This is a genomic window from Pseudomonas sp. PS01299 (assembly GCF_029960145.1).
Lineage (GTDB): Bacteria > Pseudomonadota > Gammaproteobacteria > Pseudomonadales > Pseudomonadaceae > Aquipseudomonas > Aquipseudomonas putida_A.
This window is the reverse complement of sequence record NZ_JASCPO010000042.1, coordinates 1-16,080: the sequence shown is the minus strand read 5'-3', so window position 1 is coordinate 16,080 and position 16,080 is coordinate 1. Positions and strand designations below refer to the sequence as shown.

Sequence of the window (16,080 nt, the reverse complement as noted above, 5' to 3'; positions counted from 1 at the left end):
TTCTTTGCCATCCGCCCACTGCCCGGAGTTCTCATGACCGCGACCGCCCCCATCACCGTTCTGCGCGACACCCACCCGCTGCCGGTACTCGATGCCTGCAAATGGGAAAAACTCGAAGGTGACCCGCACACCGTCAACCTCAACGCTTACACCAGCGAAGACGGCAGCAAGATCATGGGCACCTGGATCTGCACCCCGGGCAAGTGGCGGGTCGATTATGTGAAGTGGGAGTACTGCCACTTCCAGGAAGGCTACTGCATCATCACCCCGGACGGCATGGCGCCAATCCACCTGCGAGCCGGCGACATCTTCGTGGTTGAACCGGGGATGAAAGGCACCTGGGAAGTGGTCGAGACCGTACGCAAATATTTCGTCTTCGCCTGATGCAAAAAAAGCCGGGAAACCACCCGACGTGATTTCCCGGCAACACCTACTGCATTCTGGCTGACGCCATGGTTGTGGCGCCTGTGAGATTTGTGGCGAGGGGATTTATCCCCGATGGGCGCAAAGCGCCCCCCCGCATTGTGTCAGTTGAAACGCAGGCTCAGTGGTTGCGACTGCTACACAGTCGATCGGGGATAAATCCCCTCACCACAAAGTCTCCGTTGCCACAAAAAGTATTGATGTCCAAGTTACTGTGGCTTGCGATAGCTGTTGATAATCGCCGAGAAGTCCTTGCCACCCTCCCCGCGCTGGCTCATCGCCTGATACAACTGCTGCGCCACCGCGCCGAGCACCACCGGTTGATGCGCCTGACGCGCTGCTTCGGTCGCCAGCCCCAGATCCTTGAGCATCAGTTCGGCACCAAACCCACCGGTATAACCGCGCGAGGCCGGCGCCGTTTCGACGATGCCCGGCCACGGGTTGTACATTTCCGAACTCCAGCAACGCCCGGTCGAGCTGTTGATGATCCCGGCCAGCACCGAGGTGTCGATCCCCAGTGCATCGCCCAGCGCCATGGCTTCGCTGACGCCGACCATCGAGATCGCCAGCAGCAGGTTGTTACAGATCTTGGCGATCTGCCCGGTGCCGACTTCGCCGCAATGCACGATGTTGCGGCCCATCTGCGCCAGCACCGGTTGCAGGGTGACGAACAGTTCCGGAGTGGCGCCGACCATGAAGGTCAGCGTGCCGGCGGTCGCGCCGCCAGTGCCGCCGGAGACCGGTGCATCAGCCATGGCCACGCCTTGTTTGGCAGCAGCGGCGGCCACATCGCGGGCGGTCTGCGGATCGATGGTGCTGCAATCCACCGCCGGCACACCTTTGCCGATACCGGCGAGCACACCGTCCTCACCGAGCCAGACGCTGCGCACATGCACCGCCGCCGGGAGCATGGTGATCACCAGCTCGGCGTCTTCGGCGGCCTCACGGGCCGAGGCGCGGATAGTGCCGCCCAGTTGCTCAAGCTCCGCCAGCACCGTCTTGTTCAGGTCGACCAGATTCAGTGAATGGCCGGCCTTGATCAGGTTGCGCGCCATCGGCGCGCCCATGTTGCCCAGACCGATAAATGCGATTTTCATGGCCAGTCCTCAGCGCAGGTTGATGGTGGTGTTCACGCCGTCGTTGACGCTGTCGTCATCGAACCAGCGCGCCGTGACCGTTTTGGTCTGGGTGTAGAACTGCACCACTTGCTTGCCGTACGGACCCAGGTCGCCGAGTTTCGAACCACGGGAACCGGTGAAGCTGAAGAACGGCACCGGCACCGGAATCGGGATGTTGATGCCGACCTGGCCGACGTCGATTTCCGTCTGGAATTTGCGCGCCGCCGCACCGCTCTGGGTGAACAGGCCCGTACCGTTGCCGAACGGGTTGGCGTTGACCAGTGCGATGGCCTGATCGAGGGTGTCGACTTCCAGCACCACCAGCACCGGGCCGAAGATTTCCTGGGTATAGATCTGCATGTCAGTGGTCACGCCCGAGAACAGGGTCGGGCCGACGAAGTTGCCTTGTTCGTAGCCCGGCACCTTGATGTCGCGACCATCGAGTTCAAGCTTGGCGCCTTCCTTGATGCCGCTTTCGATCAGATCGAGAATCCGCGCCTTGGCTTTCTTCGAGATCACCGGGCCGACATCGGTGCCCGCCTCGCTGCCGGCGTTGACCTTGAGTTTCTGCGCCAGCGCTTTCAGATCCGGCAGCCATTGTTTCGCCGCACCAACCAGCACCACCACCGAGGTGGCCATGCAGCGTTGCCCTGCCGCACCGAAACCGGCGCCGACCAAGGCATTCAGCGCTTGCTCGCGATTGGCGTCCGGCAGCACGACGGCATGGTTCTTCGCACCCATCATCGATTGCACGCGTTTGCCGTGCTTGCCGGCCAGGTCGTAAACGTGCGTACCGACCGCGGTCGAACCAACGAACGATACGGCTTTGATGTCCTTGTGGGTACACAGGCCATCGACGACGTCCTTGCCACCGTGCACCACGTTGAGCACGCCGGCCGGAACGCCGGCCTCGATCGCCAGTTCCACCAGGAGCATGGTCGACAGTGGATCCTGTTCCGAAGGCTTCAGGACGAAAGTGTTGCCGCAGGCGATCGCCATCGGGAACATCCACAGCGGAATCATCGCCGGGAAATTGAACGGGGTGATGCCGGCGCACACGCCGATCGGCTGACGCAGGGTGTAGGTATCGACGCCACCCGCCACGTTTTCGGCGAACTCGCCCATTTGCAGGGTGCCGATGGAGCAGGCGTGCTCGACCACTTCCAGGCCACGGAAAATATCGCCCTCGGCGTCGGCAATAGTCTTGCCCTGCTCGGCGCTCAGCACTACGGCGATGCGCTTGGAGTGCTCGCGGATCAGTGCCTGCAGCTTGAGCATGATGCGCATGCGCGCGCCGATCGGGGTCAGTTTCCAGGTCTGGAACGCGCGGTGCGCGGCACTGATGGCGGCGTCGACTTCAGCGGCAGTGGCGAACGGAACCTTGGCCAGCACTTGCTGGGTCGCCGGGTTGACGATGTCGTGCCATTCGGTGGTCTGCGATTCGACCCACTCGCCATCGATCAGCAGCTTGACCTTCTGGACCGTGGTTTCGTTGGGCGTAAGCGATGCGTTCATGCTGGTCTCCGAAACTTGTTTTTATCGTAGGAGCCAAGGCGAAAGGGTTCGCCTTGAGATGAGGCGTGTGTCACGAATTGGTTGTCGGACTGTTTTTGGAGTATAGATGTGCAAACTTCTAATAAGAACGCACATATAAGCCCGTCCATCATGCAAAAAAACATCACCTCCCTGGGGTCGCTGAACTGGGACGACCTGAAGTTTTTCCTCGAAGTCGCCCGTACCCGCAAGGCCAGCACCGCGGCCAAACGGCTCGCCGTCGACTACACCACCGTGTCGCGGCGCATCAGTTCGCTGGAAGCGGCATTGGGTACGTTGCTGTTCGAAAAATCGCGCACCAGCGGTTTTGTCCTGACCACTGAAGGCCAGCGTTTGCTGGGCTATGCCGAGTCGATTGAAAGCACGTTGCACATGGCTTGCGAGCAGGTCTCGGGCTCTGGTGTGGCACTTTCCGGGCATGTACGCATGGGCTGCACCGAAGGTTTCGGCAGTTTTTTCATCACCCCGCAGCTGAGCCACTTCGTCGACGCCTACCCGGCGATCTCGGTGGACATCCTGCCGCTGCCGCACTTCATCAGTCTGTCCAAACGCGAAGCCGATATCGTCATTGCGCTGGAGCGCCCGGAACACGGCCCGTACGTGTGCTGCAAACTCTGCGACTACCGCTTGCAGCTGTACGCAACCCAGGACTACCTCGACCAGCACCCACCGATCCGCCGCCCGGCCGATTTGGGCAAGCATCAATTCATCAGTTATGTGGATGACCTGGCGTTCAGCTCGGAGCTGCTTTACCTGGCGAACGTGCTGCCCGGCGCCAGCGCAAACCTGCGCAGCACCAGCGTGATCGCGCAGTTCGTCGCGGCGCAGCAAGGGCGTTCACTGGCGATTCTGCCGTGCTTCCTCGCGGCGCAGGATCCGCGCCTGCTGCCGGTGCTGCCCGAGGAAATCGACATCACCCGGCAGTTCTGGATGTACTGCCGGGAGGATCTCAGGAAATTGAAGCGGATCACCCTGTTGTGGGATTACATCCGTGAGGTGACCGAGCGTAATCAGGGTCTGCTGATGGGGCAGACCCGCGAGATGCGGTTTGCCGATTAATCGGCGCTGACCACAATCGACACCCGGCGATTTTCGGTGCGTCCGGCGGCAGTGTCATTGGACGCCACCGGCTCGCTGCTGCCCAGTCCGCGCAGCTGAATGTTCTCTTCCTTCATACCGACGGTGGTCAGCACTTTGGCCACGCTTTTGGCCCGACGCAGCGACAGTTGCTGGTTGTAGGTTTCCTTGCCCGAGGCATCGGTATGACCGTCGACCCGCACCCGCTCGATACCGACGCCGAGCAGTGCCTTGCCGATGCGTTCGACGATTTCGGTGCTCTGGTTGTTCAGGCTTTCGATATCGCTGCCAAACAGCACTTTGCCGGACAGGCCAAACTCCCAGCCCTCGTCGGTCGCTTCGAAGCCTTGTTGTTTGAGGACGGCGATCTGCGCCGGGGTCAGGCCTTTCTGCGGTGCGGTCTGGCACCCGGTCAGCGCCAGTACGGCGATCATCAGCAAGGCGGAAAACAGTCGAGCGGGAAATGTGAACACGGAATCAGCTCCTGGTTTGCAGATTGACGACCGGGCTCTCCGACCCGGCAGTGAATTGAGCGCCACGCGACAGGCGCTTGGCCTGATACATCGCCGCGTCGGCGGCGTTGAGCAAGGCACCTGGCGTGGCGCCATGATCGGGGAAAACCGCAATGCCGATACTGAGCGACGTCACCACACTGGTATCCCCCGGCAGCGCGATGGGCATGTCCATGCTGGCGAGAATCTTGTCAGCAATGCGCTCGGCGTCCTCGATCTTGTGCAGCGGCGCGAGCAGTACGGCGAACTCGTCGCCGCCGAGCCGCGCCACCAGATCCTCTTCACGCAGTTGCGCGCGGATCCGATTGGCGACCGCCACCAGCACCGCGTCGCCAGCGGCGTGACCGAAGTTGTCATTGATGCCTTTGAAGCGGTCGCTGTCGAGAAACAGCACCGCCACCCGCTCATTGAGCTTGCCGGCGTTGCGCAAGGCGCGAATCAATCGCCCCTCGAAAAACGCCCGGTTGGGCAAACCGGTGAGGCTGTCGTGGCTGGCCTGATGGGCGAGGGTTTCGTTCTCGCTTTGCAGATGGGTCTGCCAGGATTCGAGTTCATCGAGCAGGGCATTGAAGTCGTTGCCGAGGTTGTCGAGCTCGGCGATCTGCGCCGGCGGTACCCGGCGATCCAGTGCTCGCTCGCTGCGGGCAGCGTGGGCCACCGCCGCGAGGCTGCGAAGCGGGCCGGTAATGCTGCGCAGCTGTCGGCGCGCCAGATACAGCGCGACCCAGGCACTGATTGCGGTGCAGAGAATGATCCCCGCCAGACCGCTGAGCAAGAAGCGCATCAGGCTACCGCCGTGACCGACCAGCAGAATACGCCCGATTTCACGGTCCTGATGCATGATCGGCAGGCTGATCGGCTTTTCCAGAATGGTCCGGGCAGCCTGCATTTCCAGTTGGGAAAACAGACCGTTTTCGGGCCGCTGCCAACGCGCCAGCAACTGCCCCTGTGTGTCGAACACCTGGGCATCCGCCACCTCTTCGGTGGACGCGATCAAGGCCAGCGCTTCGGTGGCGGCGTCCTTATCGTTGAACACCACCGCCGCTTCCACGGTGTAGCTGATCGAACGTGCAATCAGATGCAGGTTGTGATCGGCGTACACCCGCAGCGCGAGAACGCCCAGCAGGGTCAGCGACACGCTGGCCATCGTCACGGCCACCAGCGCGACAATCAAATGGCCGCGGCCGATGACCGAGCCCAGTGTCGGGCGGCTCCTGGAACGAAACAGCTTCATGGTGCCGCCGGTTTGCGGCGCGACAACTGCAGTACGCTCGGGTGGATGCGTACACCGCTGCGGGCGACGGAGTCGAGATTGACCTCGAAGGAAACCTGCTGATCGCCGACCCGCAGGCAGAACAGGCTGCCGACCGTGCACTGATCGCCCCCTTCGCTGATGCTCAGCACCGGATGGCCGATCAATGAGGTGAACAGCCGACTGCGTTCATCTGCGGTGAGTTTGCCGATGTACACCGCATCGCATTCGCTGACGATCGCCGGGTTGTCGGCCAGCAGTCGGCGCACAGCGACCGGACGACCGGTGGCTTGCGTAGTGCCTTTGACCAGGTCATCGGTGTATTCGGTGGGGCCGACGATGCACAGGCGCAATTGTGCGGGTTCCACCGGCCAGCGCGCGTAACTGAGGATGCCCAGCACAACCTGCGTCACCGACTGGGCGCGCTGCTCGGCCATGCCTACCGGCGTCTGTGCCTGCGCCATGGCGGCGCCGGTCAGCAAACAGAGCAGACCGACAAGCAATGCGTGCTTGCAGCGAACCACGCGCTCTGTCGCCCAGACAGCCACCTTCATGCAGGGATTCTCTTGGATCGTACCGAAATGATGCCGCAACGATAGCACAGCGGAGTAACACCAGCGAGACAGCAGCTGCTGACCAGTTGGTCAGTAATCGGCACCGAACATCAGGCTATTTCATTCCCGAACCTCGCCACCTTCCTCCAGTTCCAGCATCAATCCGCTCAGGCGCTTGACCTTGCGCTGCACCGCCTCTTCAAACACGCCAGCCCGGGGTTCGATCAAAGTGAACCAGTGTTTGGCCCGGGTAATACCGGTATAGATCAATTCCTTGGTCAACACCGGATTCAAGGCATCCGGCAGGATCAGCGCGGTGTGGGCGAACTCGGAGCCCTGGGATTTGTGCACCGTCATCGCGTACACCGTTTCCACATCGTTGAGCCGGCTCGGCAGTACGAAACGCACACCGCCCTGCCCGTCGTTACGCGGAAAGGCCACGCGCAGCACCGGTTTGCCGGCGTCCGGGCCTTCGCGCTCGGGCAACTTGAGGGCAATGCCAATATCGCCGTTCATCAGACCCAGACCGTAATCGTTGCGCGTCATCAGCACCGGCCGGCCTTCGTACCATTGCTGGTCATGCTCGATCAGGCGTGCCTTGACCAGCGTTTCGGTGATCCGCAGATTCAACCCTTCAACGCCCCAAGGCCCCTTGCGCACAGCACACAACAACTGGAAGGTGTCGAACGCCAGCAGCACTTCCCGCGCCCAGTTGATCCAGTCCGGATGCTCCAGCGGTCTTTCCGCTGGCGGGCGTTGTTGGCGCAGGATATTCAGATAGTGGCGATAACCCTTTGGACCTTCCCCATGACCGTCGAGCAGCAGCCGCTCGAACGTGTGATCGTGTTCGCCCTTGAGCGGCAGGGAAAACACGTCATCATAGTGACCGGCCGCCAGCAACTGGCGCGCCTCCTCCGGCAACTGCTGATTGACCCGCCGCGCCAGCTGACCGATGCCGCTGCCTTCACCGAAGCGTCGGGAATGGCGCAACATCACCAGTTGCTGAGCCAAAGGATGCGAGCCGTCGTGGTCCTCGTGCAGGCCACTGTCCTGTAATGACTCACCACTGACCGACTCCAGCCACCGCCAGGTCTGCGGGTTGTACCAGCCTGCCTCGGCATCGCGGCACAGATCGCCGAGCACCGCCCCGGCCTCTACGGAGGCGAGTTGATCCTTGTCACCGAGCAACACCAGACGCGCATGCGCCGGCAACGCATCGAGCAGGTTAGCCATCATTTCCAGGTCGATCATGGAAGCTTCATCGACCACCAGCACGTCTAGCGGCAAGCGGTTGCCGGCATGGTGGCGGAAGTGTCGGGTGCCGGGCCGGCTGCCCAACAAACGATGGACAGTGGTCACGTCGCAGGGGATCTTCTCGCGCACGTCTTCGGTGACTTTCAGCGACTGCACTTGCTGGCTGATGGACTCGGTCAACCGCGCAGCAGCCTTGCCCGTGGGCGCCGCCAGACGAATGCGCAACGGCTGACCGGCTTCCACCGCCGGCGCCTGAAGCAGCGCGAGCAGACGCACCACCGTGGTGGTTTTGCCAGTTCCCGGGCCGCCCGTGATGATGCTGAAGGCTCCCCGAGTGGCAAGCGCGCAGGCGAGTTTCTGCCAGTCGATCACTGCTCCGGGCCTGGCGGGGCCGAACAATTCATCGAGACGCTGGGGCAAGTCATCCGGCGGCGTTTCGCCTTGGGCCAGACGTGTGCGTAACGCCGCATCGATACGCCGCTCATAGGCCCAGTAGCGCCGCAGGTACAGACGCTTGCCGGACAGCACCAACGGTCGCTGATGCGCCGCTTCGCTATTGTCCGCAGCCAGTGCAACCAGAGCGCTGCTCGCCAGCACCTTGCACCAATGGGCGCCATCCAGCGTTTCAAGCAGCTGCGACGGCAGGAGCAAGACATCACTTTGCTCATCGCCTTCAGGAGGTAAAGACAGGGCGAAATCCGGGGCCTTGAGGGTTTCGAACAGGTCGAGGCAGACATGTCCGTGACCCAGTTGATGGCTGGTCAGTGCGGCAGCGAGCAACACCAGTGGATCGGACTGGGGTGCGAGTTCGTACAGAAAACCGATAAAGGCTTTGTCCAGCGAACGAAGCCAGCCTCGCTCGACCCAGCGATCAAGCAAGATCAGCAGATCCGAGGCACTGGTCAGTGGCGCCAGGCTCGACGGGTTGTCGATAGCCGATGACAGATCGGCGAAGGTACGGCTCATAGCAGGACTCCCTGTTCCCATGCGGGTTCGGCCTTGGGTTCCGGCTTGCCCTGGAAAAGGCGATCCAGGCGCTCGATCAGTTCGCGCGGCGGCCGCGCAAAATACACCCCGCGACTGTCTGCCCGGGTCCCGCGCAGGAACACATACAAGGCACCACCGACATGCCGATCGTAATCGTAGTCAGGCAACCGCGCCTTCAGTTGTCGATGCAACGCCAGCAGATACAACACGTATTGCAGGTCATAACGGTTGTCGAGAATCGAGCGCTCCATGGCTTGCTCGGTATAGGCCGCATCGTCGACACCCAGCCAGTTGGATTTGTAGTCGGCCACGTAGTAGCGCCCTTCATGTTCGAAAGTCAGGTCGATGAAGCCTTTGAACATGCCGTTGAGCTGTACTGGCTCGGCGGCCACTCGTGCCACACCGTTGTGGGTGTACTGGCGCACCCACTCATCGAGTTTGAGAACATCGACCTTGTGGCTGGCGAACCAGAACTCCATCTCGACGCGGTACTGTTTCAGTTGCTCGAGAACCACCGGAGGCTGTCCGCCACCTGCTGGTAGCGGCGACTTGAGCAAGTGTTGCAGCCAGTCACTCAGAGTGGTGATCCAGCCTTCCCAGCCGCGCAGGTTGCAGCGCCGGCCAATCGCATCCTTGAGCGTTTCAAAAGGAACGGCAAAACCTTCGTCTCCGGCCCATTCGAGCAGACCATGAAGAAAGGTTCCCGGATTCGGACCGCGGGGAAAACGATGAATATCGGCGCCACCGGCCACGATCTCGCGTGGCGCTTCCGGGTCGAGACGCTCATCATCAAACAGCTTTTGCGCTTGTGGACTGTCCGGCGCCTCATCGCTGCCCACGCTCAATACGTCACTGATGCGCAAAGCACTGTAGGAGGCAATCCACCAGTTTTCGCTGGCCTTGCGCTTGGGCACCAATGTAGCGCTGAGGATCGCTTCGTTACGCTCGGGCCGGTAGATCTCCTGAGTGGCTTGAGGCAACTCCCCCAAACTGATGGCCGTGCAGTTCTGCTGCAAATCCTGCAGCCAGCGGCTCAGACCGGTTGACTCATCCAGCCTTGCGCCGCCACCCAGGAGATAGCCAAGCGCCGAAAGATGAAGCACCGAACCGTTGTTATTACCGCGTTTGAGGTCCGTGACACCCAGCCAGCAGGCATGTTGCGCGCGAGTCAGGGCGACGTAGAGCAGACGCAGGTCCTCGGCCAGACGCTCGTCATCCGCCAGGGCGATCAATTCGGCGGTCGGCTTCAGTGTCACCTGGGCTTTGCCGGAGGCATCGTGGTAATGCAGCGGCATGCGACTGCCATCCACCGGTTTTGCCGAGCAGATGAAAGGCAGGAACACCAGTGGATACTCAAGCCCTTTGGACTTGTGAATGGTCACGACCTTGACCAGTTGCTCGTCACTCTCCAGACGCAATATCTGCTCTTCGCCGGCCTGACCGGACAACGCCAGAAGCTCGGCCAGATGACGAATCAGCGCTTGCTCGCCATCAAGCTCAGCGGCAGCCTGCTGCATCAGTTCCGACAAGTGCAAAAGGTTGGTCAGTACCCGCTCGCCATCACTGCGTGCGATCAGGGTCTGCGGCAGGTGAAAGTCGTGCAGCAGGCGTCGCAACATAGGCAGCACACCTTGCTTGCGCCACAGTTCGCGATAGCCACGAAACTGCATGACCCGGGCTTCCCAGACCAACTCGTCCTGATTCAAACGTTCCAGTTCAGCCAACGGCAGATTGAGGGTGATGCAAGCCAGCGCAGCCTTCAGAGAGCGCTCGACATCCGGCTCCGCGCAGGCCTTGAGCCAGGAGAGCAGGTCATGCGCTTCCTGGGCGGCGAACACCGAGTCCTTGTCCGACAGGTAAACGCTGCGCACGCCACGGGCCGCGAGTTCTGCGCGTACGGCTTGGGCCTCTTTGCCGTCGCGTACCAGAATCGCAATGTCAGAGGGTCGCAAGCCTCTGAAGTCTTCTCCGTCGCGGACAAATCCCGCCGCACCGGCTTGCCCGCCATTGAGCAACGCGGTGATTTCGCTGGCACAGGCCGCCGCCAACTGCTGGCGATAGACCGCGCCTGACAGCGGCTGCTCCGTCGACAGGTGCCAGACATTCAGTGCCGCGACATCGTGCCCGGCAATCTGCAGCCGCTCTTTGCGCCCCTGAGACTCAACAGGCTGGAACGGCACCGGGTTTTCCCCGGTTTTTTCCCGAAACAAAAACGCGCCGCGTCCCTGCTCGCGGGACTCGGCGCGTTCGAATACGTGATTGACCGCGTTGACCATGCCATGGCTGGAGCGGAAGTTGGTGCCCAGCGTATGCAGGCGGCCGGCAGTGGCCTGACGCGCACGCAGGTAGGTGTAGATATCGGCGCCACGGAACGCGTAGATCGCCTGCTTGGGGTCACCGATCAGGAACAGACCGGTATCCGGACTGTTATCCTCGATGCGGTAGATGCTCTCGAAAATCCGGTATTGCACCGGGTCGGTGTCCTGAAACTCATCGATCAGAGCAACCGGAAACTGCTCGCGGATCACCGCAGCAAGGCGCTCGCCGCTGTCGGATTGCAACGCCGCATCGAGGCGCAACAGCATGTCGTCGAACCCCATTTCCGCACGACGACGCTTCTCTTCCTCAAAACGCGCGCCCACCCATCTCGCCGCATGTTGCAATACGGCGGCATCGGGGGTGGGAAGCGCGTCGAGGCTCGACTTGAGCCCCGGCATCGCATCGAGACCCGGATGACTCGGTGCCTGGCCCTTCCAGGCTTCGGCCATTCCGTCAGGGGTCAATCGGGTGAAACCGGTGCCGATGTCCAGTTGTTCCATAGCCTCGTCTTCGGCCCACGCCTTGAGTTTCTCGAACCAGGGCTCGAAGTAGCGCGCCTGCATCTTGCGTCCGTCGACGGCTTTGCTCGCAACGCCTTCGTGACAGATCACCAGCAGCTCATCGGCCCACTGACGCCACGGCATCTTCAGCTCGAGCAACGCGGCACGCCGTTCTTGCAGACACTCGACGATCAGCTCTGCGGGGACCTTGCCGTCATCACTGTCGCGCTCACTGCCAAACAGGCCGCGCACTCGTGGCAACAACGCTGCCGGCCCGCCCCAGTTAGCGCGAACCCAGTTCAGCGCGTCGCCCTGCATCGGGTAACAGAACAGTCGCCAGTAATCGCGCAGTACTTCACCGAGCAGATCGCTGTGATCGGTTTCCAGGGACTGGGTAAACAGGCTGCCGCTGTCGAACGCGTGTTCGCGCAGCATGCGCTGGCACCAACTGTGGATGGTGGAGACGGCCGCTTCATCCATCCATTGCGCGGCGATGTCCAGGCGATTGGCGCAACCGGGCCATTGTGCCGGGTCAAACTGCTCGCGCAGCTCGGCAATCAAGCCATCCGGCGCCGGGGTTTCTTCACGGAAAAACCGTGCAGCCTCGGCCAGCCGCGTACGGATTCTTTCACGCAGCTCCTTGGTGGCGGCATCGGTGAAGGTCACCACAAGAATCTGCGGGGGCAGCAATTCACGGCCGAAGCCGCTCGATTCGCCGCCGTGGCCAAGGATCAGCCGCAGATAGAGAGCAGAAATGGTAAAGGTCTTGCCGGTACCGGCACTGGCTTCGATGAGTTGACTGCCGTGCAGCGGGAAGGCCAGAGCCAGCGGTGTTTTGGTACTCATGCGCGTGCCCCTTCGCTGGCCAACGAGCGCCATGGCACTTCAAACAGGGGGCGATACAACGCGTCGCACCAGCCGGAGAATGTTTCGTCGGCACTCAATGCGTCAAAGTCAGCGAATTGGCGTGACAGCGCAGGGCTTTCACGGCGCTCACCTTCACTGGTCTGGCCGTCGCCTTCGTAGGCTTTTCTGGCAGCCGCCTCAGCCTTGAGCGGATCAGTCTGCGCAAGCCAGGCGAAGGCCGTCTTGACCGCGATCGGCAACGGCTGGCGCATGCCGGCTTGCCAGGCGAGCAGCAGATCACCCAGAAAACGAACCGCTCGATCCTTCTCCGTCGGCTCAAGCAACAGCGTATCGTCACTCGCCACCAGTGCCGTGGTCAGGATAAGTCCGCTGGCGCAGGCCACCAGGTGATTGACCCACGGCTTGATCAACCGATGCCATTTTCGACTTTTGATCGAGCCGATGCTGTTGGGAATGGTCGTGACCGACAACACGCCACCGTCAGCGCGTTGATGCAAACCGGCGAGCCAGCCTTCAACACGCACGCCCTGCAACTCAAGACTGACCGGGAGCGCGCTGGTCAATGGTGTCGGCCATAACGCCAGAAGGTGTTGGTAACGTTGCAGCAAGTCAGGTAACGGCTCGATCAACTCTCGTTGCAGGCATTCGCCGAAGCCGGCCATGGGCAGCAATCCGCTGTTTTGCAAACGCCGCGCCTGATCTTCGAGTGCCCGATTGATATTGTCCGGCTGCCGGAGTGCGGCTTCGAGCAGGCTGTCGCTCAGTGTGTAGCGTTGCAATGCGTCCAGCACGAACGGTTCTTCGTCAGCCAGGGGCGCCTCGGCGGCCTCGAAGTACACTTTGAGGCGCTGCGTGAAAAAGTGCCGGACCGGGTTACGCAAGAAATCCTGCAGCAGAGCCAGACTCAGCGGCTCCTCCTGAACATGGGGCGCGAGTAGCTCCATCTCATGTTGTGGCGCATGCACCTGGTGCAAGACCTGCCATTCACGGGCATAACTGAATAGTTGATCGCCTTCATGGAAATAGCGCGAACTGAACGGTTGCAGGGGGTGCTCCTCGGTCATGGAGGTCAACAGATCCTGATGCTCATCGAGCGACCGCCAGCCACTGGCGAGGTGATCGCGCAACTGCCCGATCAGCACTGAAGCAGGCCGTTCACTGTTGTCGCGAATGCTGCGTCCGACCCAACTGATGTAAAGCTGATCGCGCGCAGACAGGAGCGCCTCGAGCAACAGATAGCGATCGTCTTCACGCCGGGAACGGTCCCCTGGCCGGTAGTCACTGCCCATGAGGTCGAAGTCCAGCGGGGGTTGCGCCCGGGGATAATCGCCATCGTTCATCCCCAGCAAACAGACAAGCTTGAACGGGATCGCCCGCATGGGCATCAGCGTGCAAAAGTTTACTGCGCCGGCGAGAAAACGCTGGGACAGACGCCCCTGATCCAGCCCCGCGAGCCAGGCTTCACGAACCACCGTCAGCGGCAATTCATCGACCAATCCAACGGATTCACAGGTCTGCAGCCAGGTTTCGCGCAACTCCTCAAGTTGCGTGAGCAGATAATCGTCGTGCTCGTTACTGGCCTTGAAAAACAGCTGCATCAGGATTTGCAGGCGCTGGCCCCACACCTTGGGCTGAGCGACTTGAGTGAGTTCGTGATGGGCCAGTTCCAATGCATCGAGCAGGGCAACCAACGGACCGATCAACGCAGCATCCAGACCACCGATTTCATCGTAGGGTTCGATACCGGCACAGGCGCTGGAGCTGCCAACTGCGTACCCCAACAACATCCGCCGCAAACCGAAATGCCAGCTGTTCTGTTCAAGCTCATCCGGCAAGCCCAGGCCGGCACGTTGCCCGGCGTTCATTCCCCAGCGCACGCCTGCTCCTTCGATCCAGCGATGCAGAGTAGGCAAATCACGCTCTTGTACGCCAAATCGGGCGCGCAACGCAGGGACGTCGAGCAGATCGAGGATCTCGCTCACCGGGAAACGACTATCGGGCAGCTTCAGCAGGTGCTCGACAGCAATCAGCAACGGATCGCGGCCCCGCTGGCCCTGGTCGGCCAAGGTAAATGGAATGAAGCGTGGATCATGTCGATCCAGTTGTCCGAACACCGCCCGGATATGCGGCGCATAGCTGTCGATGTCCGGCACCATCACAATTACATCTCGTGGGCGCAGATCTGGATTGGCGCTGAAGCGTGCGAGTAACTGATCGTGAAGGATTTCCACTTCGCGCTGGGCACTGTGGGCTATGTGGAAGCGGATCGACCCATCCTGCGTCAAGTCAACGGCAGGCCAGCGCTCACGCGTTTCATTGAGTGGCCGCAACTCGAGGATGTCGTCCTGAAGTTGGTTGAGCATGTTATGTGGCTGATTTTCGCTGAACAGATCAATGCGCCCGTCACGAAACGCCGCGCGATAGCTGTTGGGGTCATCGTAACTGTCGAGCAGGTTGATATAGTCGCGGCCTTGCTTGCCCCAGGCGGCGAGCAGCGGATGAGCATGTTGGTGCAACGTTTCAGGATCGAGTACGACCGGCATGCCGTTCTTGCGGCTCTGACGCTTGTATTGATGACGCAGCAGATCCTTGTCGGCGACGATATCGGCCCAGTGGTGTCGGCAAGGGTTGTGTACACATAACAGCACCTGACTGAAACGTGCGAGTCCGGCCAACGCTTCAAGCACCTGGGCGGGCAACGAGGATATACCGAACACGATCACCCGCGAGGGTAGTCCTGCTGGTGCATGTTCGAGGGAATTTATGCACTCGATAAATCGTTGATGAACACCGGCGCGGCTCTGGGCCATGCCTTGCTCACCGACATCTTCCAAAAGAGCACGCCACAGTTCAGCCTGCCAGCAACTGACTGGAGGCAGTGGCTTTATCTCGCCTCGAACATTACGTAACTGATGCCGGCCCTCGGCCCAATCTTCGAGCCAGTCGGCCCGATACACCTGATATTGGTCAAACAGGTCTGCCAGGCGCTCGGACAACTGGTAGCGCTTGCGCAAGTCGGTGTCATGGGTGAGGAAGCGTTGTAGCGGTTCGAAATGGGGGCGATCAATCACTTGCGGCAACAGGCGCATCAGCCGCCAGGTCAGGGGAGCTTTGTCGAGCAGGGATGTGGCGGGGATTTCGTCTCGGCCCAACACCATACGGTAGAGCTGCCACATGAAACTGCCTGGAAGCTGCACATCGATGGCAGCGGCTATTCCGCAACCACCGAGATCGTCCTCTTCAGGATCTTCTGCCAATGCCAGCTTGAGCCATTGGGCGATACCGTTGCTTTGGACCAGAGCGATTTCGTTCTCCAAGGGAGCCAATGGGTAGCGCCGCATGATGCTGACCACCAGGCTGCGCAGCTCGTCCAGGCTATTGCTCTGAACCACCATGAATGCAGCGTTGAGGGACGAGGCGTCCGGCATAAAAGCTTCCTTGGAAAAGTACAAAAGCCAAGGCAGAACCTTAGCACTGTCGGCAGGCTGTGACAGCCGGAAGGGCCTACCGCATGCTGTAGGAACTTTCCTGCGGGCAAAACAAAACCCCAACTGCTTTCGCAATTGGGGTTTCGGAATTTAATCTTGACGATGACCTACTCTCACATGGGGAAACCCCACACTACCATCGGCGATGCATCGTTTCACTTCTGAGTTCGGGATG

The 16,080-nt window shown here is 61.0% G+C and carries 10 protein-coding genes; 2 read left to right on the top strand and 8 right to left on the bottom strand.

The window, feature by feature from the left end; genetic code table 11:
* Positions 1 to 33 precede the first annotated feature (33 nt).
* A complete protein-coding gene (locus QMX91_RS10335; protein ID WP_003221437.1) occupies positions 34 to 384 on the top strand; it encodes a cupin domain-containing protein in 351 nt (116 codons plus the stop codon).
* 248 nt (positions 385 to 632) lie between these two features.
* On the opposite strand, the gene mmsB is transcribed toward QMX91_RS10335, so the two are convergent.
* On the bottom strand, positions 633 to 1,520 hold the full coding sequence (mmsB, locus tag QMX91_RS10330) for a 3-hydroxyisobutyrate dehydrogenase (RefSeq protein WP_098967092.1): 888 nt from the start codon (positions 1,518 to 1,520) through the stop codon (positions 633 to 635).
* Between the two features lie 9 nt (positions 1,521 to 1,529).
* A complete protein-coding gene (locus QMX91_RS10325; protein ID WP_007962100.1) occupies positions 1,530 to 3,056 on the bottom strand; it encodes a CoA-acylating methylmalonate-semialdehyde dehydrogenase in 1,527 nt (508 codons plus the stop codon).
* 150 nt (positions 3,057 to 3,206) lie between these two features.
* Here QMX91_RS10325 and QMX91_RS10320 point away from each other — a divergent pair, with 150 nt between their 5' ends.
* Complete coding sequence (locus tag QMX91_RS10320) at positions 3,207 to 4,154, top strand: LysR family transcriptional regulator (protein ID WP_007962101.1); 948 nt, start codon at positions 3,207 to 3,209, stop codon at positions 4,152 to 4,154.
* On the opposite strand, the gene QMX91_RS10315 is transcribed toward QMX91_RS10320, so the two are convergent.
* From QMX91_RS10315 to recC, 6 genes are all read right to left on the bottom strand, one after another.
* On the bottom strand, positions 4,151 to 4,606 hold the full coding sequence (locus QMX91_RS10315) for an OmpA family protein (protein ID WP_171061906.1): 456 nt from the start codon (positions 4,604 to 4,606) through the stop codon (positions 4,151 to 4,153). The two genes, QMX91_RS10320 and QMX91_RS10315, sit on opposite strands and share 4 nt — an antisense overlap.
* Before the next feature lie 43 nt (positions 4,607 to 4,649).
* Positions 4,650 to 5,918, bottom strand: coding sequence for a diguanylate cyclase (locus QMX91_RS10310; RefSeq protein ID WP_135294907.1), 1,269 nt, complete (start codon positions 5,916 to 5,918; stop codon positions 4,650 to 4,652).
* Complete coding sequence (locus QMX91_RS10305; protein WP_027614152.1) at positions 5,915 to 6,490, bottom strand: YfiR family protein; 576 nt, start codon at positions 6,488 to 6,490, stop codon at positions 5,915 to 5,917. The genes QMX91_RS10310 and QMX91_RS10305 overlap by 4 nt, the downstream gene beginning before the upstream one ends.
* 120 nt (positions 6,491 to 6,610) lie before the next feature.
* Complete coding sequence (gene recD / locus QMX91_RS10300) at positions 6,611 to 8,710, bottom strand: exodeoxyribonuclease V subunit alpha (RefSeq protein ID WP_282412669.1); 2,100 nt, start codon at positions 8,708 to 8,710, stop codon at positions 6,611 to 6,613.
* Positions 8,707 to 12,396 carry an exodeoxyribonuclease V subunit beta gene (gene recB / locus QMX91_RS10295; RefSeq protein WP_282412668.1) on the bottom strand — a complete coding sequence of 1,230 codons (3,690 nt, stop codon included), beginning with the start codon at positions 12,394 to 12,396 and terminating at the stop codon, positions 8,707 to 8,709. The genes recD and recB overlap by 4 nt, the downstream gene beginning before the upstream one ends.
* Positions 12,393 to 15,845: an exodeoxyribonuclease V subunit gamma gene (gene recC / locus QMX91_RS10290; protein ID WP_282412667.1), complete on the bottom strand. Its 3,453-nt coding sequence runs from the start codon at positions 15,843 to 15,845 to the stop codon at positions 12,393 to 12,395. Before recC ends, recB begins: the two co-directional genes overlap by 4 nt.
* Positions 15,846 to 16,080: the final 235 nt, after the last annotated feature.